The 17,174-nt window shown below is 60.2% G+C and carries 16 protein-coding genes; 7 read left to right on the forward strand and 9 right to left on the reverse strand.

All coding sequences use genetic code 11. The features are described 5' to 3' along the window. Nucleotides 1–130: 130 nt before the first annotated feature. The 3 genes from TRM7557_RS18035 (at nucleotide 131) to TRM7557_RS18045 (ending at nucleotide 1,808) form a co-directional block, all read left to right on the forward strand. Complete coding sequence (locus TRM7557_RS18035) at nucleotides 131–622, forward strand: potassium channel family protein (RefSeq protein WP_074941832.1); 492 nt, start codon at nucleotides 131–133, stop codon at nucleotides 620–622. A gap of 2 nt (nucleotides 623–624) precedes the next feature. Next, entirely contained in the window at nucleotides 625–1,476 is an 852-nt protein-coding gene (locus tag TRM7557_RS18040; RefSeq protein ID WP_058291592.1) for a YihY/virulence factor BrkB family protein, read from the forward strand. Between the two features lie 137 nt (nucleotides 1,477–1,613). Then, nucleotides 1,614–1,808 (forward strand): hypothetical protein, encoded by a 195-nt coding sequence (locus tag TRM7557_RS18045; protein WP_058291593.1) that lies wholly within the window; start codon nucleotides 1,614–1,616, stop codon nucleotides 1,806–1,808. Nucleotides 1,809–1,878: 70 nt separating this feature from the next. Here the strand turns inward: TRM7557_RS18045 and TRM7557_RS18050 are convergent, their stop codons facing one another. Then, complete coding sequence (locus TRM7557_RS18050) at nucleotides 1,879–2,607, reverse strand: RlmE family RNA methyltransferase (protein WP_058291648.1); 729 nt, start codon at nucleotides 2,605–2,607, stop codon at nucleotides 1,879–1,881. Between the two features lie 57 nt (nucleotides 2,608–2,664). Beyond that, nucleotides 2,665–3,777 carry a Ppx/GppA phosphatase family protein gene (locus TRM7557_RS18055; protein ID WP_058291594.1) on the reverse strand — a complete coding sequence of 371 codons (1,113 nt, stop codon included), beginning with the start codon at nucleotides 3,775–3,777 and terminating at the stop codon, nucleotides 2,665–2,667. A gap of 359 nt (nucleotides 3,778–4,136) precedes the next feature. Between TRM7557_RS18055 and TRM7557_RS18060 the strand changes: the two genes are divergently transcribed. The 4 genes from TRM7557_RS18060 to TRM7557_RS18075 all read left to right on the forward strand — a co-directional run bounded on the left by TRM7557_RS18060 (nucleotide 4,137) and on the right by TRM7557_RS18075 (nucleotide 7,732). Continuing rightward, nucleotides 4,137–4,433, forward strand: a complete 297-nt coding sequence (locus TRM7557_RS18060) for a virulence factor (protein WP_058291595.1) — start codon at nucleotides 4,137–4,139, stop codon at nucleotides 4,431–4,433. A gap of 25 nt (nucleotides 4,434–4,458) precedes the next feature. Further along, nucleotides 4,459–5,391, forward strand: a complete 933-nt coding sequence (locus TRM7557_RS18065) for a methylenetetrahydrofolate reductase (protein WP_058291596.1) — start codon at nucleotides 4,459–4,461, stop codon at nucleotides 5,389–5,391. 3 nt (nucleotides 5,392–5,394) lie between these two features. After that, the gene (locus tag TRM7557_RS18070; RefSeq protein WP_058291597.1) at nucleotides 5,395–6,453 is read left to right on the forward strand and encodes a methyltetrahydrofolate cobalamin methyltransferase; all 1,059 of its coding nucleotides are present in this window, start codon (nucleotides 5,395–5,397) and stop codon (nucleotides 6,451–6,453) included. Between the two features lie 274 nt (nucleotides 6,454–6,727). Then, a complete protein-coding gene (locus TRM7557_RS18075) occupies nucleotides 6,728–7,732 on the forward strand; it encodes a GlxA family transcriptional regulator (RefSeq protein WP_058291598.1) in 1,005 nt (334 codons plus the stop codon). A 75-nt stretch (nucleotides 7,733–7,807) separates the two neighbouring features. Here TRM7557_RS18075 and TRM7557_RS18080 read toward each other — a convergent pair whose 3' ends face one another. The 7 genes from TRM7557_RS18080 to TRM7557_RS18110 form a co-directional block, all read right to left on the reverse strand. After that, nucleotides 7,808–8,368: a sarcosine oxidase subunit gamma gene (locus TRM7557_RS18080; RefSeq protein WP_058291599.1), complete on the reverse strand. Its 561-nt coding sequence runs from the start codon at nucleotides 8,366–8,368 to the stop codon at nucleotides 7,808–7,810. Beyond that, nucleotides 8,361–11,312: a sarcosine oxidase subunit alpha family protein gene (locus TRM7557_RS18085; RefSeq protein ID WP_058291600.1), complete on the reverse strand. Its 2,952-nt coding sequence runs from the start codon at nucleotides 11,310–11,312 to the stop codon at nucleotides 8,361–8,363. The genes TRM7557_RS18080 and TRM7557_RS18085 overlap by 8 nt, the downstream gene beginning before the upstream one ends. After that, entirely contained in the window at nucleotides 11,309–11,599 is a 291-nt protein-coding gene (locus TRM7557_RS18090) for a sarcosine oxidase subunit delta (protein ID WP_058291601.1), read from the reverse strand. The genes TRM7557_RS18085 and TRM7557_RS18090 overlap by 4 nt, the downstream gene beginning before the upstream one ends. Nucleotides 11,600–11,612: 13 nt before the next feature. Then, nucleotides 11,613–12,863 carry a sarcosine oxidase subunit beta family protein gene (locus TRM7557_RS18095; protein ID WP_058291649.1) on the reverse strand — a complete coding sequence of 417 codons (1,251 nt, stop codon included), beginning with the start codon at nucleotides 12,861–12,863 and terminating at the stop codon, nucleotides 11,613–11,615. 260 nt (nucleotides 12,864–13,123) lie between these two features. Further along, nucleotides 13,124–13,549, reverse strand: a complete 426-nt coding sequence (locus TRM7557_RS18100; protein WP_058291602.1) for a universal stress protein — start codon at nucleotides 13,547–13,549, stop codon at nucleotides 13,124–13,126. Next, the gene (locus tag TRM7557_RS18105) at nucleotides 13,546–16,149 is read right to left on the reverse strand and encodes a TRAP transporter permease (protein WP_058291603.1); all 2,604 of its coding nucleotides are present in this window, start codon (nucleotides 16,147–16,149) and stop codon (nucleotides 13,546–13,548) included. The genes TRM7557_RS18100 and TRM7557_RS18105 overlap by 4 nt, the downstream gene beginning before the upstream one ends. 111 nt (nucleotides 16,150–16,260) lie before the next feature. Continuing rightward, a partial coding sequence (locus TRM7557_RS18110) for a TAXI family TRAP transporter solute-binding subunit (protein ID WP_058291604.1) occupies nucleotides 16,261–17,174 on the reverse strand: 914 nt, incomplete at its 5' end.

Here is a 17,174-nt window from a genome sequence, read left to right on the forward strand (position 1 = left end):
ACAGGTCATGGGTTAACTGGACTTGGGTTAAGGGCGAAGGGTTTTCGCGGTTGGGCGTCACACATCGATTGCATGTCGGCGGGCGCATTTCTAATCTGATCCTCAAAGAGAGTTTGAGCAGGCCACGATTATGACCCTCCCACAACAACTGATATGGGGCAGCCTTTTCCTTGGTGGCAGCCTTCTTCTGGAAACTGCAATACTTTTGTGGTGCGTCAAGACCCTGCGTCGGCATGAACGCAAGCTCTTGCGGCATGGGCATAACTTTGGCCATCTGCTGGTGCTGCTGATCGCCATCGGCTTTACCGTGCTGGGCCATACCTGCCAGATCTGGATCTGGGCCGCCGCGCTTATGGGCCACGAGATTTTTGCCGATTGGAACACGGCGATCTACTTCTCGCTCGCGACCTATACGACGCTGGGCTATGGCGACATTATACTTGAACCGGACCTGCGCATCTTTGCGGCCTTTGCGGCGATCACAGGCATGCTGGCCTTTGGGGTGTCGACGGCGTTCCTGATCGCGGTGATGCGGCCAATGTTCCCCACCAGCCTGTCCGAGGTGCAGCAGCCGTCGGAAACCACCGAACGGGTGCTGAAACGAAAACCCGAAGATTTCTGACCATGCGCCGGATATTCAAAAACCTGTGGGCAGTGCTGCGCATTGCGGTTGGCAGTTTTAACCGGAAATCGTCCTGGGTTTTGTCGAGCCACATTGCCATGTCGATGATGCTGGCGCTGTTTCCCTTTGTGCTGTTCACTGTTGCCCTTGGCGGTGCAGTGGCGGATATGTTCACCGACCAGCTGGACATGGGAGAGCTGATTGACCTGATCTTTGCCGCCTGGCCACAGAATGTCGCAGCGCCGATCAAGGACGAAGCCTTTGCCGTGCTGAGCCAGTCCGGGGGCGGTTTGATCACGCTGGGCGCGTTGCTGGCGCTGTATTTTGCCTCCAATGGGGTGGATGCGATCCGGGTGGCGATGGTTGCGGCCTATGGGCAGGAGGAAACACGGCCCTTCTGGCAGCGCAAAATGATCTGTTTTGCGCTGGTGATCTTGGGCGGGCTGGGGCTGTTGACGGTGGCAGTTTTTGAACTGCTGCTGCCGCTGGGGGCGCTGTTTGTGGCGCGATATCTGCCGGACAATCTGATCCTGACACAATGGCAAAGCGGGATGAATGGCCTTTTGGTTGCCTCTGTGCCATTGGCTGCGGTGGTCCTCTACCATCTGGTATTGCCGGTGCGCCGTTTGCGCCTGCAGGACATCTGGCCCGGCATCCTGATCACCTTGGTCGGCTGGTGGGGGCTCGCCTTTGGATTTGCACTCTATATCGGCCAGTTTGCCAGCTATTCCGCCACCTATGCCGGGCTTGCCGGCGCGATGGCGGCGCTGGTGTTCCTGTACCTCAATGCGGCGCTCCTGATCTTTGGAGCAGAGGTCAATGGCGCCATCATCAAAAGGCGAGGAAGGCCCTGACCCTTTGGTGAAAAATGTATACAAAACAGAAATTTATAGCACCCAATTGCGGCGAACCTGCCCAAATTCCGCCGTGCATCAGCCCCGGAGTTCCCGCAGGTTGAGGACATTCAGTTAACTCAGTGGGAGTGGTCCTCATGTGCTATATTAAGAATGTCTCTCGTCACTTTAAGGTCGACGAAACTGCCGCAAAGAATACTGATCCTGAAACTGTGCGTCTGGAAGATAAACTTCTGTTTGCCCGCACCGACACCCGGATCGAAGACCCGCTTTTTGCGAAATCAAAGGCTGTTATTCACGCCGAGGCGCTGCTGCCGCGCGATCAGATCTAAGCCCTCTCCGCAGCGCAGAACAATGATCAAAGGTCGCCACATCCGGCGACCTTTGATCGTTTTGAAGGGATCATTCCGCGTCGTTGCCACGGAAGCCTGTGGCGACCACGAATTTCTCGGAACTGTCCGACCGCGAGCTTGGCGGCTTCATGTTCGCAACCTTGGTGAACTTCTGCTTCAGCAGCTTCTGCAGTTCCCCTTCGGCGCCACCGGCCAGAACCTTGGCGACAAAGGTGCCGCCTTCTTCCAGCACATCAAAGGCGAAATAGGCCGCGGTTTCACACAGCGAAATGATCCGCAGGTGGTCGGTCTGTTTGTGACCCGAAGAGGCCGCTGCCATGTCGGACATGACCACATCGGCCTTACCGCCCAGCCAGCCTTTGACCAGATCATCAGCGCCTTCGTCCAGAAAGTTCAGCTGATGAAATTCCGCACCCGGAAGCGGTTCGACTTCCTGCAGGTCGACGCCAATAATACGGCCGACGTCTTTGCCCTTTTTCTCACCCAGCGCATTGATGCGGGGGACGGCGACCTGGCACCAGCCACCCGGCGCGCAGCCCAAGTCAACGACACGGGCGCCCGGAACGAGGAAGCGATATTTATCGTCCAGCTCCATGATCTTGAACGCCGCACGCCCGCGATAGCCTTCGGCCTGCGCGCGTTTGACATAAGGGTCGTTCAGCTGCCGCTGCAACCAGCGGGTCGAGGACAGCCTCCGCCCACGGGCGGTTTTCACTTTCACTGTCAGGTCGCGCTGACCGCGGCCCGACGTGTTTTTTCCGGTCGGTTTCTTCGCCATGTCGTCACCATGTCGCGCCAACGTCCGGCGCTGTCATTTCCTGTGTCTAATGCGGCCTTAGAACGGGCCGTCTTCGAGAACGCCGTCGGCGCTCATCTGTGAATACAAAAGCCCCTCGCGCAGGCCACGATCCGCAACCGAAAGCCGGTCGGTGGGCCAGCAGCGCAACAGGGCCTGAAGGATGGCAGCGCCGGACATAATAAGCGCCTGGCGGTCTTCGCCAATGCGCGGGTCCTGTCGGCGCCCCTGAGGGCCGAGTTCTAGATAAGAACGTATGACTTTGTCAATCTGATCCGACGTCATCCGCAAACCGTCCACTTTGGTCCGGTCATAGCGTTTGAGCCCCAGATGCGAGGCGGCCACCGTGGTCACCGTGCCCGAGGTGCCAATGATCTGGAACCCGGCGCGGGCCTGTTCGTCTTTGTAGGGGGCAAAATCCGCGAGGTTTTCTTCGAAATACCAGCTCATCAGGGCAAAACGCGCCGCGTCGTCTTCCACGTCCGAGAACTGGTCGCGCAGGGTTGCGACCCCAAGGGGAACGGAGATCCAGTCCACAACCTTGGCCGAAGGGAAGGGGGTGTCATCACCCTGAAAACCGGTGCGCAGCCGCATAATCGCGGCCGGGCGATCACGGCGCGGCACCGACGACAGGTCGATCCAGACCAGTTCGGTCGACCCCCCGCCAATATCCACCACCAGAAGCTGTTCGGTTTTGGTCGACACCAGCGGCGCGCAGGAGACCACGGCCAGACGGGCTTCTTCCTCGGGCTGGATGATTTCCATCGAGAGACCCGTTTCGCGGCGGATCTGGCGCATGAAATCGCGGCCGTTTTTGGCGCGGCGGCAGGCTTCGGTTGCGACCAGACGCATCCGGCGCACGCGGTTTCGCTGAATTTTCTGCTGACAGATCCGAAGCGCCTGAATGGTTCGGCTCATGGACGACCGGGACAAACGCCCCGTGCGTTCTAAACCCGACCCAAGCTGGACGGATTTGGAAAAGCTGTCCAGCACATGGAAGCCGCTGCCCTTGGGTTGGGCAATCAGCATCCGGCAACTGTTTGTGCCAAGATCCAGCGCCGCATAAAGCGCATCAGGATCCGGCCGGGCTGGCGCCGCTGTCTCTACCGCTCGGGGAAACGCGCGTGCACCTTTCGAACGCCTGGGCGCCATAGTTTCACGCCCTCCGATTATCGTGTTACCTTGCACATTAAGGACAGGGGTCGGCCGACGCAAGGGAACAACCGCGCAGTTGCGAAGTTATCCTGTCCCCCCAAGGACAAAGACCAAACGGCGGGGCCCGCGCGCCGGAGTGGTCCCCAGTGCGCGCCCGGTTTGTTCATCATGTTGTTGAGAATTTCGAAGGTCGCCGAACCTAGCCGTCCCCTCCAATAGGGCGTAAACCCTGTGCCACGTGCCCGCGACGGGCTGCCGCACGTCGCTGTGGCGCCATGGCGTGTCGAAAATCGACAGTTCTATGCCGCATAGGCACACTAAGAATTACTTTACGACAGGTTCAGGAAGGAGGACCCATGCCCGACGTCACCATCGTTTATTGGCGCGACATTCCCGCACAGGTTATTGTGGGGAAGGGACGCCGCGGCGCGAAACGCCAGCTCGAGGAACGCTTTGAGCAGGCCATTGATCGCGCGGCCATGAAGGTCAACGCAAAGGACGCGGACGCTTATCTCGCCGAATGGCGCAAAGCGGCCCCTTATGCGGTGGACGGTGATGCGGGCGAGGTTGCCGAAGCAGAAGCCCTGCGCCTGGAACGAGAATACGATCAGGACAAACTCAAACACCTGATTGCAAATGACGGCTGGGCGTAACGTCCAACGACTATTGGAGGCTGCTATGGCTTTGCTTAACTTCAAAAAACGCGACGCGGATACCCCGACGACCGCGACGCCCGAAATGGAAGCCTTTCTCAAAGGTTATTCCATTGAGGTCATGCCGCGCACAGCCGCCAAGGTTGACGATTTCCGCGCGCTTCTGCCCGAAGGCACGCGCGTCTACATTGCCCATATCGAGGGCACCCCAATCGAAGAAATGGTCGCCACCGCCAAACGTCTGAACGACGAAGGCTATCCGGTGATGCCGCATTTCCCGGCGCGGATCATCAAGGATGAGGCAACCCTGAACGATTGGATCAACCGCTATCAGGGCGAAGCCGACGTCAAACAGGCGCTGCTTCTGGCCGGCGGTGTCGATAAACCCCACGGCGATTACCACTGCTCCATGCAGCTCTTGGAAACCGGGCTGTTCGACAAGGCGGGGTTCACCAATCTGCACGTTGCAGGCCACCCCGAAGGCAACAAAGACATCGACCCCGATGGGTCCTACAAGAATGTCAACGAAGCCCTTCAGTGGAAACAGAAATTCTCTGAGCGCACGGATGCGCAAATGGCACTGGCCACCCAGTTCGCCTTTGAAGCGAAGCCGATCATCGAATGGGCCAATGGTTTGAAAGAGGCGGGCATTGATATTCCCGTGCACATTGGTATCGCCGGTCCTGCGAAACTGCAGACCCTGATCAAATTCGCCATTGCCTGCGGCGTTGGGCCTTCCCTGAAAGTGCTGCAAAAGCGCGCAATGGATGTTACCAAGCTGCTGCTGCCCTATGAACCAACCGAGGTGCTGACCGAACTGGCCGCCCACAAAGCTGCCAACCCGGACTTCAATATCACCAACGTTCACTTCTTCCCGCTGGGCGGCATCAAAACAAACGCCAACTGGGCGATCAACAATGGCGGCGCTTCTGCGCAGCCCAAGTCTCAACAAGGATAAGCCATGACCCGTACAGTCGTAGAATCTAAGACAAAAACAGCCGTACTGGGATTTGACGAACCCTTCTGCGTGATTGGCGAGCGGATCAACCCCACCGGCCGCAAGAAGCTCGCCGCCGAGCTGGAAGCAGGCGATTTCTCCACCGTGGAGAAAGACGCGCTGGCGCAGGTGATGGCGGGGGCAGATATCCTCGATATCAATGCGGGTGTTGTCTATAACTCCAACCCGAACCCGAACGAAACAGAGCCGCCCTTGATGACCAAGATCGTCGAGCTGGTGCAGGGCCTGACCGACACGCCGCTGTGCATCGACAGTTCGGTGCCGGGGGCGCTGGAAGCGGGTCTTCAGGCCGCTGAAGGCCGTCCGCTCCTGAACTCTGTCACCGGGGAAGAAGAGCGTCTTGAACACGTTCTGCCGCTGGTGAAGAAGTACAATGTTCCGGTTGTGGCGATCTCCAACGATGACACCGGCATCTCGGAAGATCCCGATGTGCGTTTTGCGGTGGCCAAGAAGATCGTGGAACGCGCCGCGGACTTTGGCATTCCGGCCCATGACATCGTGGTTGACCCGCTGGTGATGCCGATCGGTGCGATGGCAACCGCCGGTCAGCAGGTGTTCGCCCTGGTGCGTCGTCTGCGCGAAGAGCTGGGCGTCAACACCACCTGTGGTGCGTCCAACGTGTCCTTTGGCCTGCCGAACCGTCATGGCATCAACAATGCCTTCCTGCCGATGGCCATGGGCGCGGGCATGACCAGCGCGATCATGAACCCGGTGGCGCTGCCGGTGACGCAGAAGGCAATTGCCGCCAAGAAAGAGCAAGTCACCGCTGCTGGCATTATCCTGCCCGAGGGCATCGATGACGAGACCTTCGTGACCCTGTTTGGTCTGGGCTCGACCAAGCCGCGTCCGGGCAAGGAAATGGAAGCCATCCGCGCGGCCAACCTGTTGACCAACAATGACCCGCACGGCGGGGCTTGGATCCAGTTCAACAAGGCGCCGGATGCGGCTGGCGAAGGCGAAGGCCGGGGCCGTCGCGGGGGTGGTCGCCGCCGCCGCGCCTAAGGGCGAGTGATTCGTTTCTGGCAAAGCCGGGCACCTTTGGTGTCCGGCTTTTTCATATGACCTTGCGTGTTTTTGGTCAAAAATGTCGCAAATGAGGCTTCACATGATCTCAGATCAACCCTGCCCGAAGCGGGGTAAGTCAACGGTTGAATAAGTGCGGCAAAAGCCGAAATGCGCTATTATTCGGGATTGTGATTTTAAGGCACATGCCCTTTATTGCCCCATCGTAAATCGCATATGCACTAACTTTGGTGCGCCGTTATAGGATGGGATCATGTCCTCCGTCACGCCTGTTCACCTTGGGTTTCTTGTGTTTCCCGGCTTTCCGATGGCCGCTTTGACCTCGGCCATTGAACCGTTGCGGGCCGCCAATGAGATTGCTGGTAAAACGGCGTTCAGCTGGACCGTCATTGGCGAAGAAGACGGGCCGCTGAACGCGAGTGCCAATGTTGTCTTCCAACCCGATCAGATCCTCGATGACGCCGAGGGGCTGGACTATATCTTCCTGCTCTCGAGCCCGCAGGGCGGCTTTGAAAACCCACGCAAAGGCAATGGCCGTCTGCGCCATCTGGTGCGCCATGGGTCGGCAATTGGCGCGGTCAGCGGCGGGATTTTCCCGCTGGCAGCTTCCGGACTGATGGATGACCGGCTGACGTCGACCCATTGGTGTTACAAGGCGGCTTTCCAGACCGAGTTTCCGGAACTGGAATGCAGTGACGATGTGCTGGTCATTGACCGCGGCCGATACACCGCATCCGGTGCGGCGGCCATGTTTGATATGATGCTGAAGCTGATTGACGAACAGCTGGGATCTTCGGTGATGACCGAGGTGGCCTGCTGGTTCCAGCACCCGCTGGTGCGGGCCGAGGGCGTGCAGCAGAGCGTGCCCGCCTTCAAGACCGATGGTCTGGCCCAGGACACCCCGCGCCCCATTGCGCGGGCAATCACGCTGTTTTCTGAGAACCTTGAAAACCCGCTGCCGATCGGCGACGTGGCAGCCGAGGTCGGCGTGTCCGTGCGCCAGCTGGAGCGCGGCTTCCGGCAGGTTCTGAACCAAAGCCCGCTGCAGTACTATCGCACCCTGCGGATGAATGCGGCGCGGCAGATGGTGATCTATTCGCGTGACAGCCTGACCGAAATTGCACAGTCCGTGGGCTATGTCAGCTCCTCGACTTTGGCGCGGCACTACCGCGAGGCTTTTGGGGTCACCCCAAACGAAGAACGCCGTCGCGCCAACCGCTTCCGGGTCGAAGACAACCGGCCGCTGCCGTCGGTCTGACGGGATTTCAACGCACCAAAGTACAAAGGGCCGGGAAATTTCCCGGCCCTTGTGGTTTTTACGACGCTGACGGGGTCAGGCGACGGAATAGGCCGCCTCAATCAGCGCATGATGCAGCGACCGCGCAGAAGAGCGCGGGCCAAAGACGCTGGCGCCTGCGTCTGTACGCACCACAAGGCAGCCCAGATGGTGGATGGTGGTGCGGTTGGCCTGACCCGGCTGCATCTGGGCAAAATCCAGCGCGCACAGGCGTTCAAACGCGGCCACCAGCTGTTCGCCTTCTACATCAAAGCAGCACCAGCCGTCGGTCTGTTCAGTGACGGACCCGGCATCACCCACGATGGCTTTCAGGTCCGACGCCAGCAGCGCATGGGTGCCGTATTCGGCATTGACCATCCACTGATCCGGGCCAAGCCAGATCGCCGCATAATCTCCGGCTGCTGCCCAATGAGCAGGAGCGAGCAGGGACAGCGACAGTGCGTCCTTCAGGCGGGCCGCCACGGTGTCGCCAGCCCCGTGACGCGCAGCCACAGAGGCCAGCGCGAGATCAGGGTTTTCGCGGATGGTGAGCGTTGCGATGGTGTCCACCGCAGCGCTGTCACCGTTCAGGGCGGTGATGGGTTTCAGATCAGTCACGCAGGCGTCCTCCCTCGGGATCGACGAAATGGGCCGAGACAACTTCGGCCAGAAGTTCAGTGCCCTCAAGCGGGTTCACCATGCGCAGGGTCTCGCCCATACGGTTGGCGCCATCCTTGAGGAAGCCCAGAGCAATATAGCTCTCGAGGCTGGGCGAATAGCAGGCAGAGGTCACATAGCCCTGATCGCTTGCCGCATCGACGGACCCGGTCTGCGACATCATATGCGCGCCCGCCGGGATCATCTTTTGCGCCTCTTTCGGTTTCAGGCCGACCAGACGGTAATCGCCCTCGCGGTTCAGACCGTCGCGTTCGGACAGGGTGTTGCCGATGCAGTCCTTCTTCTTGGACACCATCCGCGCCATGCCAAGGTTCGCAGCCGTGGTTGTGCCGTTCAGCTCATTGCCGACCGCGTGGCCCTTTTCAATCCGCATCACGCCGAGCGCCTCAGTCCCATAGGGGGTGACGTTGAACTCTTCACCTTCCGCCATCAGGCGACGGATCAGCGCATCACCATAGCGGGTTGGCACGGCGATCTCGTAAGCCAGTTCGCCCGAGAAAGAGATCCGGAACAGACGCGCGCGCAGGCCACCGCAGACGGTGATTTCGCGACAGCCCATGAAGGGAAAGGCCTCGTTCGAGATATCAAACTCAGGGTCCACGATCTTTTGCAGCAGTTTGCGCGAATTGGGACCGGCAACCGCATATTGCGCCCAGGCTTCGGTGGTGGAGATGATCTGCACGTCCAGCCCCGGGAACAGGCACTGGCGTGCAAATTCCATATTGCGATAGACCAGAACCGCATTGGCAGTGGTGGTGGTCACGACAAAATGGTCCTCGGCCAGACGGGCGGCGGTGCCGTCGTCATAGGCAATGCCATCTTCACGCAGCATCACACCATAGCGCACCTTGCCAACGGCCAGTTTCGCAAAGCCATTGATATAAAGCTTGTTGAGGAATTCTGCCGCATCCGGGCCTTGGACGTCGATCTTGCCCAGCGTGGTCACGTCACAGACGCCAACGGATTGACGCGTGGCGGTGACTTCGCGGTCGACGGAGTCTCGCCATGTGGTTTCGCCCGCCTTGGGGAACCACTGCGCGCGCAGCCAGTTGCCGACCTCGACGAAAACCGCGCCCTGTTCTTCGGCCCATTTGTGGCTGGGGGTCAGGCGGGTCGGGTGGAATTCCTTGCCCACAGACCGGCCAGCCAGCGTGCCCATCGCGACGGGAACATAAGGCGGGCGGTAGATGGTGGTGCCGGTTTCGGGGATCGATTTGCCGGTCAGTTCGGCCATCACAGCCAGACCGGTGACATTCGATGTTTTGCCCTGATCGGTGGCCATGCCCAATGTGGTGTAGCGTTTCAGGTGTTCGACCGCGCGGAAGCCTTCCTGATGCGACAGCTTCACATCCTTGACGGTGACGTCGTTCTGGAAATCGACCCAAGCGCGTTTGGCGCCTTTGACGTGCCAGAAGGGGGTCATCGCCCGCGGGGCGTCTTCCGCCTTGGGCAGGTCACCGACAGAGGCAGTGATGCCCAGATCCGCCAGCGCCGCAACGGCCTGTTCTGCGCCGGTGGTCAGCGCCGCATGGGTGCTGAACTGGCCCGCAGCCGCGCCCGCGACCAGCTGGCCAACCGGCAGATCGGCGCCGGGGACAAAGGCGTGGATATGGTCATTCCAGGTCGGACGACCGCGCTGATGGCAGGTCAGACCCAGGTTCGGGTTCCAACCGCCAGAGTTCGCAACCGCACCACAGGCGATGGAGCGGGTCTGACCGTTCGCCAGACGCACGGTGACGGATGTCACGCCAAGCCGGCCTTTGGTGTCGATGATCTGCGCGCCTGCCAGAACCTCGGTTCCGGGCAGGGCGGGGGCGTCGGCCCGGATATCAACAATCGCCGGAACCTCGATGCCTTTGGCCATCAGATCGGCGGCGGTCTTGTGGCCATCATCGCTGTTGGCAAAGACGACAACAGACTGCGCAGGCGTCACCGCCCAACGGTTGGCATAGGCACGGGTGGCCCCGGCCAGCATCACGCCGGGGCGGTCGTTGTTTTCAAAGGCGATCGGGCGTTCCAGCGCACCGGCACAGACCAGCGCCCGTTTGGAATAAATCCGCCAGAAACACTGGCGCGGCTTGCCGGCTTCGGGCACGGCCAAGTGATCGCTGACCCGTTCAACCGCGCCGTAGATGCCGTGGTCATAGGCCCCCGCAACCGTGGTGCGCGGCATAATGCGGACATTGTCCATCGCAGACAGTTCGGCCTGTGCCTGTGTGACCCAACCCAGACCGGATTGATCTTCCAGACCGGAGGTCTCGGCCAGCAGGCGACCGCCCAGCAGGAAATCCTCTTCCGCGAGGATCACACGGGCGCCGGCACGGCCCGCAGTCAGCGCCGCCGCCAGACCCGCAGGGCCTGCGCCGATCACCAGCAGGTCGCAATGCAGGAAGCCCTTGTCATAAAGATCCGGGTCATCTTCAAACGACACAGAGCCCAGACCGGCGGCATTGCGGATGATGGGTTCGTAGATCTTTTCCCAGAAGGCGCGCGGCCACATGAAGGTCTTGTAATAGAACCCTGCCGACAGGAAGTTTGCGAACAGGTCGTTCACTCCCATCAGGTCGCGTTCGAGCGAGCCAATGCGGTTCTGGCTGTTGGCGGTCAGACCGTCAAACAGCTCTACCGTGGTGGCGCGGGTGTTGGGTTCCTGACGGCCCCCTTCGCGCAGTTCGACCAATGCGTTTGGCTCTTCCGAGCCGGCGGTCATCACACCACGGGGACGGTGGTATTTGAACGACCGGCCCATCAGGCGGCGGCCATTGGCCAAAAGCGCAGAGGCCAGCGTGTCGCCTGCCAGACCCTGATAGGTCTTGCCGTCGAAGGTAAAGTTCAGCGGCGCGCCGTGGTCAACAAGGCCGCCTTTCAATCGATTGATGGTCATTCTTTGCCTCTCCCACGTGCGAGGGCCACATCGCGGGCCAGCTCAACGGAGGTGATCTCATGCGTCAGCGTATTACGGGTCACCACCAGCCAGGAGCGGTCGCCCTGTTCGTGGAACCACAGCTCGCGGTGCAGACCTGCGGGGTTGTCGCGCAGGTAAAGATAGTCGTGAAAGGCCTCGGCTGCGTCGTCGGCCTGCCAGTTGGGGCGGTCGATCAGGGCAGCGTCGCCCAGATAGGTAAACTCGGCCGCATCCCGCGGCCCGAGGATCGGGTGGTTGATCAGCATATCTCGGATCCCCTCAGTGCAGGTTGGGCTGGGCGCCCTGGCCTTTTTCGTCGATGATCAGACCGCTGCGGAAGCGATCCAGGCGATAGGCGGTTGCGGTTTCATGGGGCGTGTCGGTGGCCAGAAGATGCGCCAGGCACCAGCCCGCGGCGGGGGTGGCCTTGAACCCGCCATAGCACCAGCCGCCATTGAAATAGAGGCCTTCGATATGGGTCTTATCGATAAAGGGCGAGCCGTCCATGGACATGTCCATAATGCCACCCCAGCTGCGCAGCAGGCGCACGCGACCCAGCGCCGGGATCAGCGACACGCCGCTTTCGATCACGTCTTCGACCACCGGCAGGTTGCCGCGTTGGGCATAGGTGTTGTAGCCGTCGATATCGCCGCCAAAAACCAGACCGCCCTTGTCGGACTGGCTGCAGTAGAAGTGACCCGCACCATAGGTGATGACGCCCGGAATGGTGGGTTTCAGACCCTCAGACACAAACGCCTGCAGCACGTGGCTTTCGATTGGCAAGCGCATGCCGGCCATACTCATCACCCGCGAGGACGAGCCTGCCACTGACGAGGCAACCTTCTTGGCGCCGATGTAGCCACGGGTGGTCTCAACGCCTTTGATCTTGCCGCCGTCAATACGGAAACCGGTGACTTCGCAGTTCTGGATAATATCGACGCCGTGTTGGTCCGCGCCGCGTGCGTAACCCCAAGCGACCGCATCGTGGCGCACGGTGCCGCCGCGACGGTGCAGCAGGCCGCCTTTGATCGGAAAACGCGCATTGTCGAAGTTGAGGAACGGATACATCTTGCGCACGCCGTCTGCATCCAGCAGCTCTGCGTCTGATCCGTTCAGGATCATCGCATTGCCCCGCCGCCGCGCCGCATCGCGCTGCGCATCGGTGTGGACGAGGTTCAGAATACCGCGCTGCGAAACCATCGCATTGTAGTTCAGCTCCTGCTCCAGATTTTCCCAGAGCTTCAGCGAGAACTCGTAGAAGGGCTCATTGCCATCCAGCAGATAGTTAGAGCGGATAATGGTGGTGTTGCGACCCACATTGCCACCGCCAATCCAGCCTTTTTCCAGCACCGCGATTTTCTTACCGCCGAATTGTTTTGCCAGATAATAAGCCGCCGCTAGACCGTGGCCGCCGCCGCCGATAATGACATAGTCATATTCGGCCTGAGGCGCCACATCGCGCCAAGCGGGTTTCCACCCACGGTGGCCGGTCAGGGCTTCCTTAATCACTCGAAATCCGCTGTAGCGCATTTTATCCTCGTTCGTTTGCGACAAATAGAGCCGAAAACCCCCGTATTTCCGAGGTGCAGAATGGACAAAGGCTGCGCCATTTCCGTCAAATGCAGGGGCGATTTCCGCCGGCATTGGCACCAAATGCGCCATGTGCGCGCATGGATCGCGACAGTTGACTGTCGTCGAAGTGTTGCGGAATGTCGAAAAAGCACCCTCCTAAAGATGAAAAAACGCGCCCCGAAGGGCGCGTTTGGCGATTTCAGACCTGTGGCGCAGGCTTACCGCGCGATCAGCACCGAACATTTTGCATGACGCGCCACGCGCGCCGCGTTCGGCCCCATGAGGTAATCGGCCAGATCGGGGCGGTGTGCCCCCACCACGATCAGATCCGCGCCCAGCTCTTTGGCGGTCTGCAGGACTTCTTCGTAGACATTGCCCATGCGCACGATGTGTTTCACATCATCGTCATGGCCAAGGGTCTCCAGTACAAAGGCATGCAGCGCCTTGCGGGTCTCTTCGGCCATGTCATGGGTGTGCTGGTCGGAAAAGAAGGTGCTGACCATGCTCATCTTGAAGTCGGGCAGGACGGTGACCACGGCAAGCGTGGCCCCATCCAGATCCGCCATCTGTTCCGCCCGCTTCAGCAGCGCGGCCTGATCTTCGCGGTGGGCCAGATCGACGGCGACAAGAACCGTTTTGGTCATGCGGGCACCCCTTCGATCACAGCGTCCTCTTTCGTTTTGCGGCGACGCTGGATGCCCCAGACACCCGCCAGCAACAACAGAGCCGGGATGTAGAAGATCTCTTGCGGCGGGCGCTGTGCCGCCACGTCGATTTCTACCACTTCCCAGTCAAAGTCGATCTTCAGCTGTTCGGCGGGGCCGCCAAAGTTGAGGTTGTCGACATAAAGCTTGCCGTCTTCATCACGGAACTCAATACCCGCGCCCTCCAGAAGACGGGTTTCGCCATCTGCACCTGCAGTGCCCAGCGGCAGCAGGTAGCGTGCATCGACAATATCCCCTTCGAGGTTTTCCCCAGACAAGCGCACCCGCAGGCTTGCATTGTCGTCGCCCGCAGCCGCCAGCGCATAAATCTCGGACGCGGGGCGCGCCTCGAACTCATCCGCGAGCTGGTTGAGGAAGAAGTCGGGGCGGAACAGGATAAAGGCACAGAGCACCAGCGCCGCACTTTCCCAGATCTTCGAGCGGGTCACAAAGTAACCCATGGTACCGGCTGCAAACAGCAGCATCGCGATCAGCGCGGTGATAAAGACCAGAACCGCCTGATAGGGGCCCACGTCAATCAGCAACAGATCGGTGTTGAAGATGAACAGGAACGGCAACAACGCGGTGCGGATCGAATAGAAGAACGCCTGGAAACCGGTGCGCAGCGGATCCCCTTTGGAGATCGCCGCCGCTGCAAAGCTCGCCAGTCCCACAGGTGGCGTCACATCCGCCATAATCCCGAAGTAGAAGCAGAACATATGCACAGCCACCAGTGGCACGATCAGACCGTTCTGCGCGCCCAGCTCCACCACAACGCCCGCCATCAAAGACGACACAACGATGTAGTTTGCGGTGGTCGGCAGACCCATGCCCAGCACGATCGAAATCAGCGCCACAAAGAACAGCATCAGGATCAGGCTACCACCGGACAGGAATTCGACGAACTCTGCCATCACCTGACCAATGCCGGTCAGCGTCACGGAGCCAACAACAATGCCCGCCAGGCCCATGGCAGCGGCCAGACCGATCATATTGCGCGCACCAATGATCATCCCATCCAGCGTCTGCGCGACCGAGAATTTGAAGGCGGCCGTGATTTTGTCCTGCTGACGGAACATCGCCTTCAGAACGTCCTGCGTCAGCAGCACCATCAGCATGAACATCGACGACCAGAAGGCCGACAGACCGGGCGATTTACGCTCGATCATCAACAGATACATCAGCAGGAAAATCGGCAGCAGATAATGCAGGCCGGTCTTCAGGATCACCCCTGCGGGCGGCAGGTTTTCCATGCTCTCGAGGCTATTGTCCAGATCCGGGTGCAGCGCTGCGTAGTAGACGGCGGCGACATAGGCCGCCAGCAGACCAGCAACCAGAACCGGTGTGGACATCGGCCCCACCAGACCTTCGGTCAGCTGCACCAGCTGGCCCACGCCCCACAGGGTGCCGCCACCAATGACGATGGAGCTTGCGATAATGAAGATCGCGCCCAGCATGAATTTGACCGGGTGCATGCGGGACGTGCCCTTCATGCCCATTTTCAGCGCTTCGAGGTGAACGATGTAAACCAGCGCCATGTAGGAAATCGCTGCCGGAATGATCGCGGTTTTGACAACTTCCACATAAGAGATGCCGACATATTCAGTCATCAGAAACGCAACAGCGCCCATAACGGGCGGGGTCAGAACACCATTGATCGAGGACGAGACCTCAACCGCGCCTGCTTTGGCCGGCGAAAAGCCCACCTTCTTCATCAGCGGAATGGTGAAGGTGCCGGTGGTCACCACGTTGGCAATCGCCGAACCCGAAATCAGGCCGGTCGCCGCCGACGCAATCACCGCGGCCTTCGCCGGACCACCGCGCAGGTGCCCCAGCGCCGAAAACGCCAGTTGCAGGAAGTAGTTGCCCGCACCCGCCTGGTTCAGCAGAGCGCCAAACAGCACGAACAGGAATACAAACCCCGAAGACACGCCAAGCGCCACGCCAAACACACCTTCGGTGGTCAGCATCAGGTGGCTCATCGCTTTATTAAAGGACGCACCCTTCCATTGCAGCATTTCTGGCAGACCCGACCAGGACCCAAAGAAAACATAGGCGAGGAAGAACAGCGCCACGCCCATCAACGGGAACCCCAGCGATCGGCGCGCGGCCTCCATCAGCAATACCATGCCCAGACCCGCCATGATCAGGTCGGTCTGACTCGGCGCGCCAGTGCGATAGGAGACACCGGCATAGTCCCACGCCATATAAGAGGCCGCAATCGCGCCGGCGATTGCAATCAGCCAGGTCAGCGCAGGCACACGGTCGCGCGGGCTGGAGCGGAAGGCGGGGAAGGCCACAAAGGCGAGGAACACCGCAAAGCCAAGGTGCACAGCGCGGGTTTGCGTGTCATTCCAGACGCCAACGCCCAGCATATACGGCAGGGGGGACGCGATCCAGAGTTGGTAGATCGACCAAAGAAGGGGGGTCAGCCACAGGATGGATTTAGCCAGACCGTTCGTCGGCGCGCGGGCACCGGTGTCGGTCTCGGCGACAATATCATCCAAATCGCCAGTGGCGGTATTTTGGGAAGTTGTCATAGTCGCGGAGCTACTCATTTTGCAACCCAGACGGGATGCGGGGTTCATAAATCAGAAGCGCTCACCCGAGGACCGGGTGAGCGCCAATTTTAAAGAAACCAAGAGTTTGGATTACATCCAGCCTTGCTCTTTGTAGTATTTGACCGCACCGGGGTGCAGGGGCGCGGAGAGACCGTCTTTGACCATCTCTTCCTGGGTCAGACGACCAAAGGCCGGGTGCAGCTTTTTGAAGTCGTCGAAGTTTTCAAAGATGGATTTCACCAGCACATAGACCACTTCATCAGAGGCACCCGCATCGGTCACGAAGGTCGCTTTCGGACCCCAGGAGGCAATGTCGCCCTCGTTGCCCGGGTACAGGCCGCCGGGGATGGTGGCCGCGGCGTAGGCGGTGTTTTCCGCCAGAACCTTGTCGGTGCCCGAGGTGGTCAGGTCCAGAACTTTGACGTCGCAGGTGGAGGTCGCTTCCATGGTGGAGCCATTGGGCAGGCCCGCCGCCCAGATCGCCGCGTCGATTTTGCCGTCACACAGCGCTGCGGCCTGCTCAGAGGACTTCAGCTCAGCGGCCAGACCAAAATCATCCGGGGTCACGCCAGCGGCATCCATCAGAACATTGGCCAGAACGCGGGTGCCGGAACCGGGGTTGCCGATGTTGACGCGTTTGCCCTTCATGTCCGCGACAGAGTTGATGCCCGCATCCGCGCGCACCATCACGTGCAGCGGCTCGGGGTGGACGGAGAAGACAGAGCGCAGGCCGTCATAAGGCGCGTCGTCTTTGAAGGACCGCTGAGAATTCATCGCCTGAACCTGCACGTCGGACTGCACAACACCAAAGTCCAGCTCGCCTTCGCGGATGGTGCGGGTGTTGTAGACGGAGCCGCCGGTGGATTCCACAGAGCAGCGCACGCCATGTTCTTTGCGGCCCTTGTTCACCAGACGGCAGATCGCGCCGCCGGTCGGGTAATAAACGCCGGTCACACCGCCAGTGCCGATGGTGATAAAGGTCTGGTCCGCAGCTTGTGCTGCAC

The sequence above is a fragment of the Tritonibacter multivorans genome (assembly GCF_001458415.1).
GTDB classification, from domain to species: Bacteria; Pseudomonadota; Alphaproteobacteria; order Rhodobacterales; family Rhodobacteraceae; genus Epibacterium; species Epibacterium multivorans.